This is a genomic window from Chloroflexus aurantiacus J-10-fl (assembly GCF_000018865.1).
GTDB classification, from domain to species: Bacteria; Chloroflexota; Chloroflexia; order Chloroflexales; family Chloroflexaceae; genus Chloroflexus; species Chloroflexus aurantiacus.
This window is the reverse complement of sequence record NC_010175.1, coordinates 3,413,756-3,427,514: the sequence shown is the minus strand read 5'-3', so window position 1 is coordinate 3,427,514 and position 13,759 is coordinate 3,413,756. Positions and strand designations below refer to the sequence as shown.

The 13,759-nt window shown below is 61.8% G+C and carries 11 protein-coding genes; 10 read left to right on the top strand and 1 reads right to left on the bottom strand.

Annotated features, from left to right (window positions below):
* Window positions 1–11 precede the first annotated feature (11 nt).
* From CAUR_RS13490 to CAUR_RS13445, 10 genes are read left to right on the top strand one after another with little or no spacing between them, the layout of a single operon-like run.
* Window positions 12–1,244 carry a cobalt-precorrin-5B (C(1))-methyltransferase gene (locus tag CAUR_RS13490; RefSeq protein ID WP_012258428.1) on the top strand — a complete coding sequence of 411 codons (1,233 nt, stop codon included), beginning with the start codon at window positions 12–14 and terminating at the stop codon, window positions 1,242–1,244.
* Window positions 1,241–2,461, top strand: a complete 1,221-nt coding sequence (locus CAUR_RS13485) for a bifunctional cobalt-precorrin-7 (C(5))-methyltransferase/cobalt-precorrin-6B (C(15))-methyltransferase (protein ID WP_012258427.1) — start codon at window positions 1,241–1,243, stop codon at window positions 2,459–2,461. Before CAUR_RS13490 ends, CAUR_RS13485 begins: the two co-directional genes overlap by 4 nt.
* Window positions 2,454–3,182 (top strand): precorrin-2 C(20)-methyltransferase, encoded by a 729-nt coding sequence (gene cobI / locus CAUR_RS13480; protein WP_012258426.1) that lies wholly within the window; start codon window positions 2,454–2,456, stop codon window positions 3,180–3,182. The genes CAUR_RS13485 and cobI overlap by 8 nt, the downstream gene beginning before the upstream one ends.
* Entirely contained in the window at window positions 3,179–4,003 is an 825-nt protein-coding gene (cobM, locus tag CAUR_RS13475; protein WP_012258425.1) for a precorrin-4 C(11)-methyltransferase, read from the top strand. Before cobI ends, cobM begins: the two co-directional genes overlap by 4 nt.
* A gap of 19 nt (window positions 4,004–4,022) precedes the next feature.
* Complete coding sequence (cobJ, locus tag CAUR_RS13470; protein ID WP_012258424.1) at window positions 4,023–6,374, top strand: precorrin-3B C(17)-methyltransferase; 2,352 nt, start codon at window positions 4,023–4,025, stop codon at window positions 6,372–6,374.
* Window positions 6,364–7,143 (top strand): uroporphyrinogen-III C-methyltransferase, encoded by a 780-nt coding sequence (gene cobA / locus CAUR_RS13465; RefSeq protein ID WP_012258423.1) that lies wholly within the window; start codon window positions 6,364–6,366, stop codon window positions 7,141–7,143. Before cobJ ends, cobA begins: the two co-directional genes overlap by 11 nt.
* Window positions 7,144–7,197: 54 nt before the next feature.
* Window positions 7,198–8,622 carry a cobyrinic acid a,c-diamide synthase CobB gene (locus tag CAUR_RS13460; RefSeq protein ID WP_012258422.1) on the top strand — a complete coding sequence of 475 codons (1,425 nt, stop codon included), beginning with the start codon at window positions 7,198–7,200 and terminating at the stop codon, window positions 8,620–8,622.
* Window positions 8,619–9,173 (top strand): bifunctional adenosylcobinamide kinase/adenosylcobinamide-phosphate guanylyltransferase, encoded by a 555-nt coding sequence (cobU, locus tag CAUR_RS13455; protein ID WP_012258421.1) that lies wholly within the window; start codon window positions 8,619–8,621, stop codon window positions 9,171–9,173. Before CAUR_RS13460 ends, cobU begins: the two co-directional genes overlap by 4 nt.
* Window positions 9,152–10,237, top strand: a complete 1,086-nt coding sequence (locus CAUR_RS13450; RefSeq protein ID WP_012258420.1) for a pyridoxal phosphate-dependent aminotransferase — start codon at window positions 9,152–9,154, stop codon at window positions 10,235–10,237. The genes cobU and CAUR_RS13450 overlap by 22 nt, the downstream gene beginning before the upstream one ends.
* A gap of 31 nt (window positions 10,238–10,268) precedes the next feature.
* Window positions 10,269–11,738, top strand: a complete 1,470-nt coding sequence (locus CAUR_RS13445) for a cobyric acid synthase (protein ID WP_012258419.1) — start codon at window positions 10,269–10,271, stop codon at window positions 11,736–11,738.
* 940 nt (window positions 11,739–12,678) lie between these two features.
* On the opposite strand, the gene CAUR_RS13440 is transcribed toward CAUR_RS13445, so the two are convergent.
* Window positions 12,679–13,752, bottom strand: a complete 1,074-nt coding sequence (locus tag CAUR_RS13440) for a tetratricopeptide repeat protein (protein ID WP_012258418.1) — start codon at window positions 13,750–13,752, stop codon at window positions 12,679–12,681.
* Window positions 13,753–13,759: the final 7 nt, after the last annotated feature.

Here is a 13,759-nt window from a genome sequence, read left to right as displayed (position 1 = left end):
GGAGATCAACTATGGCCGATATGGTTCCGCCACGCAACAAACGAGGGTCGCGTACCGGTTACACCACCGGCAGCAATGCGGCAGCAGCAGCCAAAGCAGCCACCATTGCGCTGCTAAGCGGGCACTGGCCGGATCAGGTCACGATCACCTTGCCGATTGGCGAGACGGCCACCATGACACCGGCGGTCACCCGCCTCGATGCCGAACAGGCGTACTGCTGCATGGTGAAAGATGCCGGCGACGATCCTGATGTGACCCACGGTGCCCTGATCTGTGCGTTGGTGCGCATTGTGGAAACGCCGGGAATCCACCTGGATGGTGGCGAAGGCGTTGGGCGAGTCACCTTGCCCGGCCTCGGCTTACCGGTCGGTGGGCCGGCCATCAATCCGGTACCGCGTCAGCAGATCACGGCGAATGTGCTCGACGCCGTGCGCGAATATGCTCCCGGCGGCGAAGCCTTTCTGGAACGCCTGGGGCTTGAGGTCATCATCAGCGTGCCTGATGGTGAACGGATTGCGCAAAAGACCCTCAATCCGCGTCTCGGCATCATCGGCGGGATCAGTATTCTCGGCACGACCGGTAAAGTCTTTCCGTACAGCACTGCCGCCTGGCGCGCGAGTGTCATTCAGGCGGTTGAGATGGCTGCCCGCAACGCCGTTCCCAAAATTGTTTTATGCACCGGCGGTCGATCAGAAAAGTTTGCCATGCAACTCTTCCCTGAATTGCCAGAGCTTGCGTTTGTCGAATTGAGTGTCTTTACCGGTGATGCTCTCAAGACCTGTGTCACGCACGGCGTACCGGCGGCAGTCTTCGTCGGCATGATCGGCAAGATGATCAAAACAGCGCAGGGGCATATGCAGACCCACGTGGCGGGCAATCAGGTTGATTTTGCCTTCCTGGCCCAGGTATGCCGTGATGTCGGCGCACCAGAGTCATTTGTGCAGGCGGTCGCACAGGCCAATACCGGTCGCCATTTCCTCGAACTCTGCCAGGAGCATGGCCAACTGGCACCGCTGCAACGGATCGTCGAACTGGCCCGCGATCAGTGCCTGCGCTTCATCGCCGATCACGGCGGTGCGATGGACTTCGAGGCCATTCTGGTCGATTTCGATGGTCGGGTATTGGCACGGGCAGCAGCTACAGCACCGGCGCATACCAGACCGGCGTCGCTGCCGGCACCGCTGATCGAGCGTCTACCCAACGATCCGTTGCCTGAAACTGATGAGCCGGTGGAGGATGCATGAGTCGACGCACGCCCATTCTTGTGGTTGGATTGACGGCTGCCGGCAGCGACGGTCTGTCATCCGCGCTGATCGAGCGCGTGCTCCGCGCCGATCTGCTGGTAGGCGGGCGACGGCACCTGGCGGCGTTTCCTGATTTTGCCGGCGAACGGTTAACGATAGAGGCGAGTGTGGAACCGGCGCTGACCCGTCTGCACGCAGCGTGGCAAAACGGCGAGGTGGCAGTGGTGCTGGCGTCGGGTGATCCACTCTGGTACGGCATCGGCAGCAGTCTGCGCCGTGTGTTTCCGCCAGACGCACTGGAAATCGTGCCGGCACCAACCTCGGCGCAACTCGCATTTGCGGCGCTGGCCGAACCCTGGCACGATGCGGTCTTGCTCAGCGCGCACGGACGCCCGTTAGCAGCCATCATTCCTGCTGTGCTCACCGCGTCCAAAGCGGCAATTCTCACCGATCACCATCAGACACCGGCTGTCGTTGCGCAGGCACTCATCGCCGCCGGTCTGGCGCCAGAAAGCCGCTGCGCCGTCTGTGAACAGCTTGGCGGTACGAAACAGCGAATCGTCCAGGCCACTCTCACCGACATTGCAGAGGCGACCTTTGACCCCCTGAATGTCTTGATCGTCTGGAACGACCATCCCCGCCGACCATTTCCACCCGGCCTTACCGATGAAGCCTTCAGCACTGAAGCCGGCCAACTGACCAAGCGCGAAGTACGTCTGCTGAGCCTGGCCGAACTGGCTTTGCAACCGGGTGAGGTGATGTGGGACATCGGTGCCGGCAGCGGCGCGGTCGCTATCGAAGCTGCGCGCGCCTGCCCAACCGCGCAAGTCTACGCGGTCGAGCGGCGTGCCACCTTTATCGGTCATATCCAGACCAACCTGGTGCGCTTTCCGGCGCCCAATCTGCACATCACGCACGGCGAAGCTCCGGCAGCCTGCCATGACTTGCCCGATCCGCACGCCATCTTTGTCGGTGGTAGTGGCGGGCGCCTTGCCGAAATCGTGGCTCTGGCCCGCCACCGACTACGACCCGGTGGCAGACTGGTGCTCAACCTGATAATGACCGGCCATCTCGCCGAGGCGGTGCAGCTTTTGCCCACCGCACGGGTTACCCAGATTCAAGTCAATCGCGGCACGCCCATCCAATCCGATCTACGCTTTGCCGCACTCAACCCGGTGTACATCGTTGTCTGGCGGAATGAGGAACACCATGACTGACACACCAGAACTGATCGCGGTCGGGCTTGGCCCCGGCGATCCCGAACTGATTACGGTTAAGGGGCTACGTGCTATTCAGGCGGCTGATGTGATCTTTGCGCCGCAGAGTCGCGATGGCGATGCCAGTATTGCGCTCCAGATTGCCACCCCGTGGATCGATCAATCGCGACAGCGCATTATCACGCTCCCCCTGCCCATGACCCGCGACTCCGGACAGTTACGCCCGGCGTGGCAGGCCGCTGCGACCGTGATGCAGCAGGAATTCGGCCAACACCGCCGCGGTGTCTACCTGTTGCTCGGCGATCCCCTGCTCTACGGCACATTCGTCTACCTCTGGCGCGAGCTGCGTGCTGCGGCGCCAGACATCACGGTCAGCATTATCCCTGGCATCACCTCATTTGCCGCTGCCGCTGCCGCCGGTGGCATCCCACTCACCATGGCCGATGAGCGCCTGATCGTGGTGCCGGCCAGTTACGAAACCGATGCCGGTGCTCTGCAACGACTGCTCAGCGATTTTACCACCGTCGTGTTGATGAAAGCAGGCACAGCATTGCCGGCTATCGTCGCGGCACTACACCAGCTCAACCTGATCGATCACGCCCTCTACGCCGAACGGGTTGGCTTAGCCGGTGAGTTTATCACTCGTGATCTGCGCACACTCGACCTGAACCATCGTCCGTATCTGTCACTCGTAATTGTTCGTCGCGGAGAGCTACTATGACCTACCCTGCTATTCCAGGAACTGTCTACTTCGTGGGTGCCGGCCCCGGTGCACCCGATTTGATAACAGTGCGTGGCCGTGATCTGCTGGCCCAGGCCGATCTCATTCTCTACGCCGATAGTCTGGTTGACGCGGCCTTGCCGGCAGCCTACGCTCGCGCCGATGCCCGCATCCTCGGTTCGGTTGAGATGCACCTCGAACAAATTGTGCGGCTGATGTGCGAGGCAGCGCGAGCCGGCCAGGTCGTTGTGCGGCTGCATAGTGGCGATCCGGCACTCTACGGCGCCATCCACGAGCAGATGGCTGCTCTCGACGAAGCCGGTGTGCCTTACGAGATTGTACCGGGTGTGACTGCTGCATTTGCGCTCGCCGCCCGCCTGGGGGTTGAGCTGACGGTTCCTGAACTGGTGCAGACAATCATCCTGACCCGGCCCGCCGGACGCACACCGCTCCCCGAACACGAACAACTGAGCCGAATGGCGGCCCATGGCGCATCACTGGCGATCTATCTCGGCATTACCCGGATGCAACAGGTCGTGCGTGATCTGCTGACCGGTGGCGTCTACACGCCGGACACACCGGTCGTTGTTGCCTACCGCATTACCTGGCCCGACGAGGTGATCATTCACGGCACATTGGGCGACATCGCCGAAAAGGTGAAAGCTGCCGGCTTTACCCGGCAGGCATTGATCCTGGTTAGCCCTGCGCTTGATCCGGCCAACAAGCGTACCGACCGGCCAACCAGCCGGCTCTACGATCCAACCTACAGTCATCGGTTGCGCCGTCGCCGTGAACCGGCTGATGAGACGGCAGAGGCATAACAGCCGGGAAGAGGTTCGTATGACAACAACAGCCATCTTTGCCCTCACCCGTAACGGCGTTGAACTGGCCACTCGCCTGGCCGCAACGTTACCGGCAACTATCTGGCTCCCAGAGCGGTTTGCTGCGTTTGCGCCTGGTGGACGCTGCTACACCAACCTCAGCGCAGCCGTGCAAACAGCCTGGCAACAGAGCAAAGCAATCATTCTGATCGCGGCTACCGGCATTGCTGTACGCCTGATTGCCCCGCTCCTCCAGGCGAAGACCAGCGATCCGGCTGTGATCTGCCTTGATGAACAGGGACATGTAGTCGTGCCGTTGATCGGTGGTCATCGCGCCGGTGCCAATGCCCTGGCCCGGCAGATCGCTGCACTCACCGGAGGTCAGGCTGCGATCACCACCGCCAGCGATGGGCAGGGGTTACCGGCGCTCGATCTGATCGGTCAGGCGCAGGGCTGGCGCATCGCCACCGACTCGGCCACCACCCACGTGATGGCGTGTCTGGTCAATGGTGATCCGATTGGGGTCTGGGTTGACCCCGACCTACCCGCTGCACGGGCACTGCTCGGCGCCGAACTGGCACCGGTAGCGACAGTCGAATGGGTCGCCGATTCCGAAGAGCTAACCAACCCACGCTTCGCAGCAGCCATTGTTGTCTCACACCGTCGCCTCGATCCGCTGTGGCACAAACTACGCGATAAAGGGTTGCGGTACATGCCTCCGGTACTGGTGATCGGGATCGGGTGTCGGCGCGATGTACCGGTACACGAACTCGCTACCGCCGTCTCCGCGACCCTGGCGACCGCCGATCTTGCCCCGGAGTGCGTGGCAACTATTGCGACCGCCGATCTCAAGGCTGACGAAGCCGGCATCAGCGATCTGGCGCGGCAACTCGGTGTACCGCTCACTATCGTCACAACTGCTCAGCTCCAGACCCTTGACCCGACAGCCTTTAGCCCCAGTGCGGCCAGTCGCTTCGATATTCCCGGTGTGGCCGAACCCTGCGCCACCCTGGTCGCGCAGGGGCCACTGCTGGTACCGAAACAGCGCTTTGCCCGTTGCACCGTCGCTGTTGCTTTGCAGCAGGCAACGTTCGGTAGCGACACCACACCGACCGGCCAGCTCACCCTGGTCAGCATCGGCCCTGGCGATCTCGCCCACCTGACCGAAGCGGCGCGACTGGCCCTGATCAAAGCCGAGGTCATCACCGGTTATGCCCGCTACATCGATCTGATCCGGCCCCTGCTGCGTCCAGACCAGGAAGTTATCGCAACACCGGCGATGGGTGACGAGATGGGGCGAGCGCGCCACGCCATTGAGCTGGCCCGCAGCGGGCGGCGGGTGGCGCTGATCAGCAGCGGAGACATCGGCATCTACGCTATGGCCGCACCGGTCTTCGAGAACCTTCAGGCCGGCGGCTGGGATGGGCGACACCCACAAGTCGAGGTCATTCCGGGGGTGAGCGCATTTCAGGCACTGGCCGCCCGCATCGGCGCTCCGATCAACCACGATCTCTGCCTGATCAGCCTGAGCGACCTGCTCACGCCATGGCCTCTGATCGAACGCCGGCTACGAGCTGCGGCACATGCCGACTTTGTCGTTGCCCTATACAACCCCCGCTCGCAGGGTCGAAACTGGCAACTGGCCACAGCACTCTCTATCCTGCGCGACCACCGACCGGCAACGACACCGGTCGTCTTTGGCCGGCAGGTGAGTCGCGAAGACGAACAGATTACGATAACCACCCTGGCCGACGCCGATCCGCAACAGGCCGACATGCTGACCCTGGTGCTAATTGGGAACAGTCAGAGCTTTCATCTGGCCGGCCACGTCGTCACCCCGCGTGGCTACACGACCCAACCAGCCCGACCGTCAGACTTTCTTATGTCAAACAAAACAACAGATTACCCGATTGTGATCACCAAACCGGCCCACATGCCGGCAGTGGTGATTGGTGGTGGTGCGGTTGGCGAACGCAAAGTCCGTGGCTTGCTGGCCGCCGGCATACCGGTACGGCTCATCAGCCCAACCGCAACCGACCAACTGATGGCGTGGGCGCAGGAAGGGCGCCTGATCTGGGAACGGCGCACATACCAGTCCGGCGACCTCACCGGTGCCCGGTTGGTCTTCGCCGCCACCAATGATCGTGCAGTCAATGCCCGCATCGCTGCGGCGGCGATTGCCGCCGGCGCACTCTGCAATGTCGCCGATGCCCCAGACGAAGGCGATTTTCACGTTCCGGCAATCTATCGCAGTGGCGGGATCACGATTACGGTGAGCAGCGCCGGCACAGCCCCAGGTCGGGCCGTTGCCTTGCGCGATGCAATCGCCGATTGGCTAGACAGCATTGGAGTTCACAACCATGAGCGGTAAAGCATACCTTGTCGGCGCCGGCCCCGGTCGCGCCGATCTGATCACAGTGCGTGGGTTGACGGTGTTGCGCCAGGCTGATGTCGTGCTCTACGACCGGCTGATCGCCGCTGCCCTGCTCGACGAAGCACCGGCTCACGCCGAACGCATCTTTGTCGGGAAAAGGCCAGGCCACCACGCCTTTCGTCAGGATGGGATCAACGAGACGCTGGTGCGCTTGGTGCGCGAAGGCTTACAGGTGGTGCGCTTGAAGGGTGGCGATCCCGGCGTCTTCGCCCACGTCGCCGAAGAAGCGGCTGCCCTGGCCGCCGCCGGTCTACCCTTCGAGATCGTTCCCGGCGTGTCATCGGCCCTGGCCGTTCCTCTGTACGCTGGCATTCCGCTGACGTGGCGCGGCGTAGCGACTGCCTTCACCGTTGTCTCCGGCCATGAAGCGACCCCACACGGTTGCAGCGGCATCAGTTGGTCACTCCTGGCCGCCTCGCCAACCGTGGTCGTACTGATGGCCCTCGGTCGGCTTGAACAGGTCTGTTCGGCCCTGATCGCTGCCGGACGCAATCCCGACACTCCGGCAGCACTGATCAGCCGGGGTGCCACATCCCAACAGGCAACCTTGCGGGCAACGCTGGCAACCCTTTGCGACCAGCAACGGCTGATCCAGCTCCCACCGCCCGCGGTGCTGGTGGTGGGAGAGGTTGCGGCGCTGGCAGATCGACTTGCCTGGTACAACCCTGCCCGATCTCCTGGCGACGCCATGCTGTGGGAAGAGTAGCGATACCGCACCCATTAGCCATGGATAACGAGCGGAATAGACGGAGTACATGCGATGCAGCTTCCCCGACTGTTGCTCGCCGCACCGATGAGCGGGAGCGGCAAAACGACGTTGACTGCCGGTTTGATTGGTGCCCTCCGGCAACGCGGCTTGCGGATTGCACCCTTCAAGTGCGGCCCGGACTATATCGACCCCGGTTACCATGCGCTGGCTGCTGAACGACCCTGCCACAACCTTGACTCCTGGCTGATGCCTGTCGATCAGATCGCCGGCATCCTGGCCCGCCGGAGTGGCGATGCCGATCTGGCGCTCATCGAAGGCGTCATGGGTCTCTTCGACGGCTACGGTACCGACGATGACACCGGCAGTAGTGCTCACATTGCCCGCTTGACGGCAACCCCGGTGATCATCGTGCTCGATGCCAGAGCGATGGCGCGCACGGCTGCCGCGCTGGTTGCCGGTCTGCGCGACTTCGACCGCCGGCTGCATATCGGCGGGGTCATTTTGAATCGAGTCGGTAGCCCACGCCACGCTACCATCATTCAGACGGCCATTGAACAGACGATTGGGGTGCCGGTGTTGGGGTACCTTGAACGGGCTGAAGGGTTGACATTACCCGAACGCCATCTGGGGCTGGTGCCGGTGGCCGAGCCTGGGCATTGGCAAGAGTGGTTAACTGCGGTCACCAACCGAATTGCGGCTACCGTCGATCTTGATCGTCTGCTCGCGATTGCCCGTAGCGCTCCGCCCCTTACCATCCCGCCGCTCCCGACCGTCACCGCAACCGATCAGAGCAACAGACCGGTCATCGCCGTGGCCCGCGACGAAGCCTTCAACTTTATCTATCCCGACAACCTCGACCTGCTGGAAGCTGCCGGTGCCCGCCTGGCCTTCTTCAGCCCCTTGCACGACAGGGCACTACCGGCAGCGACTGCCGCGATCTACCTGTGTGGTGGGTTTCCCGAACTCTACGCTGCGCAACTGAGTGCGAACCAATCTCTGCGTGACGCGATACGTACCGCAGCCGCAAGCGGCATGCCGGTATACGCCGAGTGCGGCGGACTGATGTACCTGACCGAATCTCTGATCGATCAGCACGGCCAGACCTTTCCAATGGTCGGTCTCTTGCCCGGTCACTCACGAATGACCCGCCGTCTGACCCTCGGCTACCGCACGGTCGTTGCCCAAACCGATACCTGGCTCTGGCACGCCGGCGAGACCATCCGCGGCCACGAGTTTCACTACTCGGTGTGGGAAGAGCGTCCGCCAACTGTCACTCCCCTCTACACCTGTCTGCCCGACGCTTTGCGACCACAATCCGCAACGGAAGGCATTGTCAATGGTCAAACCCTGGCGTCGTACATTCATCTGCACTTTCTGAGCTGCCCACAGGCGGCGACGCGATTCGTGGCGGCGGCAGGCCGGTATCAGACCGGCCAGAAGGAAGAGCGATATACCAACCGGGGAGATGCTGTATGAGTCAGATTGTTCTTTTCACCGGCGGCGCCCGCAGTGGCAAGAGTCGCTGTGCCGAACACTATGCGGCCCGGCTGAGCGAACAGATCGTCTACATCGCCACTGCCACTGCCGGCGACGATGAAATGCGCGAACGGATTGCCCACCACCGTGCCCGTCGCCCGGATACCTGGCACACCATCGAAGCCCCGACCGGCGTGGCCAGTGTGCTTACCGATCTCCCGCCCGGCACAGTCGTCTTACTCGACTGCCTGGCGCTGCTGGTGAGTAACCTCTTGCTGGCCCACGAAGCGGCACCGGAACCGGCGATTGATGACGAAATCACCGCGATGCTGGCCACCATTGCCAGCCGCAACCTCACCTTTGTTGCGGTCACGAACGAGGTCGGGATGGGGATTGTGCCGGCGTACCCGCTTGGCCGGCATTATCGCGATCTCCTGGGTCGGGTCAATCAGCAGATCGCCGCCGCCGCCGCCGAAGTCTATCTGGTGGTATGCGGCATACCAGTCGAATTACGCTCTCTGGAGGCAGCATGGATGCGTACAAACCGGTAGTGCACGGTGCGCTCGACGAGGCTGAACTGGCCCGGCTTGGCCTGCGCGCCGACCATCTGATCGACTTCAGCAGCAACATCAACCCCTTCGGGCCACCAGAATCGGTTCTACAGGCGCTGCGTACCCTCAATCCAGCCCCCTACCCTGATCGCAGTTGTCTGCACCTGCGCAGGCATCTGGCAGCCATCCATCACTGTCAGCCGGAGGCCGTTCTGGTGGGAAACGGGGCGAATGAGCTGATCCACCTGGTAGCCCGTGCCCTCGGTGAACCCGGTGCCACAGCTCTGGTCGTAGCCCCAACCTACGGCGAATACGCCTACGCCTCACACCTGGCCGGCATGCGGGTGATCGAGATACGGAGCACCGTTGGCAACGGCTTCCAACCCGATCTCGCCGAACTCCTGCTCACCATCGAACGACTGCGTCCACGGCTGATCTGGCTGTGCTCCCCCAACAATCCCACCGGGGTCAATCTGTCGGTAACGACGATCACAGAACTGGCTCATACCTGCGCACTTCATCAAGGCTGGCTCATCCTCGACCGGGCCTATCTGGCGTTGGGTCGTGACGAGACCGGTCACGATCCACTCGACCACAACAGCCCGTCGCGCCTGATCCGTATCTACTCGCTCACCAAAAGCTATGCGGTTGCCGGCCTCCGCATTGGCTACATGATTGCCGATCCCGACGTGATAGCCGCAACTGCCCGCTTCCAACCGGCGTGGAGCGTGAGCAGTGCAGCGCAGGCTGCCGCCGCAGCGATGCTGCACGATACCGGCTTTCTTGCCACCACGCTCCCGGCGCTATGGGATGCCAGCAGCGAACTGGCCCAAAACCTGCGCCAGATCGGCCTGACCGTCTGGCGCGCCCATCTGCCGTTTATGCTTGTCCATTGCGACAATGCGGCACTGACCCGCCAGCAACTGCTGGTGCGCGGGTGCGTTGTGCGCGACTGTACATCGTTCGGGTTACCGGAATGGGTGCGGGTTGCGCCCCGACGCCCATCCGAGAATGCCCGGTTACTGGCAGCCTGGCGCGATGTCCACGCCAGAACTCAGGTATAAGCCCGCGCTGTTACAAACGAGAGGATTGACAATGCAAGCGCCTGTACTCATGGTCGTCGGAACTGCATCATCAGTTGGCAAGAGCACCCTGGTCACCGCCCTCTGCCGGTTGGCCTATCGGCGCGGACTTCGAGTAGCACCGTTCAAAGCCCAAAACATGAGCAACAACGCTGCCGTCACCGCCGACGGCAAAGAGATCGCCCGCAGCACGGCTGTCCAGGCCGCTGCTGCCGGCATCGCGCCGACAGTGGCGATGAATCCCATTCTCATCAAGCCCGAAGGCCAGCGGCGCAGCCAGATCATCGTCGAAGGCCGGCCCTGGCAAAGCCTGACAGCGACCGATTTCTGGCAACGCAAAGCCCAGCTCTGGTCGGTCGTAACCCGCAACCTGGACCATCTGCGGGCAACGTATGATCTGGTCATCGCCGAGGGTGCCGGTAGTCCGGTTGAACTCAACCTGAAACCGGGCGACATTGTCAATATGCGCGTTGCGCGCTATGCACAGGCTCAAACCATCCTGGTCGGCGACATTGATCGCGGCGGTATCTTTGCCCAATTACTGGGCACGCTTATGCTGCTCGAACCCGAAGAACGGCAGCTCATCACCGGTTGTATCGTGAACCGGTTTCGCGGCGATCCCTCCCTCTTCGCCGACGGCGTAACCATCCTGGAAGAGCGCAGCGGATTGCCGGTGCTGGGAGTCATACCGTGGCTGGACGACCTGGGGCTACCCGAAGAGGATGCGGTTGCACTGGAGCAACCGCCGGTCGCGCCTGCCCACGGCCTGATCATCGCCGTGATTCGTCTACCCACCATTGCCAACTTCGACGACTTCGATCCGCTGGCCCGCGAGCCGGGTGTCGTCGTGCGCTACATCGATCACCCGCTTGAACTCACCGGTGCCGCTGCCGTTATCCTGCCCGGCGTCAAACACACCCTCGCCGCCCGGCACTGGCTCCACGAACGCGGATTTGACAACGCACTCCGGGAATTCACCGGCGCCATTGTTGGTATTTGTGGCGGTTATCAACTGTTGGGTGAACGGATCAGCGATCCACTGGCGGTTGAAGGGAGTGGCGGTGAGGCCGCCGGTCTGGGCTTACTGCCCATCGAAACCATCTTCACCACTGCCAAACAAACAACCCAGACCATTGCCTGCGCTCAGGTTCCCTGGGCCGGCAATGAGCCACTGCAAGGCTATGAAATCCATATGGGGCAAAGTTACCGACGCGGCGAAGCGCCGGCATTCCTGCGCATCATCCAGCGCGGCAACACTCCCACGAGCGCCGACGATGGTTGCATCAGCTCTGATGGCCGGGTCTGGGGATGTTACCTGCACGGCATTTTCGCCAATGACACATTCCGGCGGGGCTGGCTTCGCCGGTTAGGCTGGCAACCACCCACCACACCCGTGGCAAGAGCCGATCCCTTTGACCGGTTAGCCGATCATGTTGCCGCTGCGTTGGGGCCGGCAGTACTAGACCGTTTGATGAGAAGATAGGAGATAGGAGGTAGAAAATAGGTTGAGAAGAAGGGGCCGATTGTAGAAGAGAGGAGAGAGGAAATAGTTGGGAAGGGGGATGGTTGTAGAAGGTAGGAGATAGAAGATAGAAAATAGGTTGGAGGAAAGGGGTTGGCGGCATGATTGTAGAAGAGAGGAGAGAGGAAATAGGTTGGGAGGGAGATGGTTGTAGAAGGTAGGAGATAGAAGATAGAAAAATAGAAGATAGAAAATAGGTTGGAGGAAAGGGGGGGGGCGGCATGATTGTAGAAGAGAGGAGAGGAAATAGGTTGGGAAGGGGGTGCTGATGATTAGAACTTATTTCATAAACGCTGTGCTGTCGTGCTACCAGACGGTCGCACGGGCACCTGCACGCCTGCCCATCACCACCGACAGCCTACCCGGCTCCTGACTCGTTGGCAGAGGGCAACTCCGGTTATGCCATCACGCGCTCGATGGGTTGCCTTACCCGCCTGTCATACACGTGTCGCGACGTTTGGATTGCAGCAGCTACGCTGCCGCGCCAGCCGTGCTTACGATCCGGCGCGTGTCCCACCGTTACCCATCCTGGTCACAGGGATGCTGGATGTGCTTGTTTCGATCATCGAGTCGGTCAGGCATGCATGCGATCCCTGCGCGTAGACGTGTTGTTGCAATAAGTTCGTGCCTGTGCACCAACGGCCACGGCCAACCCCTGATGGCGGTGGCGATGATGCCTGCGCGCGGGCTGGAAGCCCGCGCCACGGGGAGCGCTTGCAGCCCACTAACGCAGCGTGACATGTGGGTAATGCATAGCCCAGCGGGGGCGGGCCAGGGTGGGGGCGTGTCGCATAGTACCTCTAAAAACAGCGCAAGCCACTCACGCTATCCCAACCATCAGCTCGACGCTACCCGACAGCGCCGGAAGGAAGTCATCCTGGAGAGCGCACTGGTGACGTATTCACCGCAACTGCCAGCCCTTGTCTCCCACCCACAACCGCACCGGTGTCCGCTGGCGCGGCAATTCAAACACGAGAGGGACACTCCGCAAGCCACTTTGGGCCGTGAACTGGTCTTCCAGGGCCAGGTCACCGTACAGACCGCGGCCAAACTGATCAAGGTAGCGCAGCGAAGCACCTGGCAGAGGATAGTAGCGTTGACCTGTATCGTCTTCGATGGTAAACAGACCGGACGGCAGCGTGCGCTCACGCGACGCTTCATTACTCACTGCGATCAAGGCAATTAACAACCGACCATCGGATTGGAGCAAGCCCAACGCACCATCGACCACCACTACATCATCCGGTCGCAACAGACTGATCTGCCAGCCATCGTAGGCCACAAACTGACCGAAGGGATTGGTATCCGGCACCGGCGAAGGGGAAGGTAGCGGCAGTGGTGTCGGCGGTGGCGGTGATGGTGTCGGCACCGGTACCGTAACTGCTATCGTCTGCACCGACAATGGTGATGGTAGGGGGCCAATGGCCGACTGCGTCGGCGGTGTAGCAACGGATGGCGCTGCCTCGAACAGTTGCCCGGCAAGCATGACTATCAACCATCCACCCAACACCAGCAGGACGACCAGCAACCACCAGCCGCGCCAGCGGGTCTGCTGGTCTGTAACCGGCGTGACAGCTTGTGGTTGAGGAAGAGTCTGCGGCGAGACAACTTGCTGCGGTTGCATCACAGCAGTATCCGACACCGAAGGAGAGGGTGGAATTGCGTCAATATTCAGCGATGACGCTACAGGTAAAGACTGTTGAGTGGGATGCAACGCTGCACCAGCGCGCTGGTGCAGGTCGGGGGGCAGGGGTTGGAGCACAGCATTAGCAACTCCAGCACGACGCAAAGCCTCTTCCCGCTCGGCAGCACTCTCGGCCACCCGTGCCAGCCCAATCCACACCCGCCGCTCAGCAGGCGCCCGGCGACTCAAAGCCCGAAAGATACGCCGGGCCATCACAAAATCACCGCGGCGCGCTGCTAACGCGCCGCGGGTCAGCCATTGCTCAAGATCGTCAGGAGTCAAATCCCCCACCCATCCT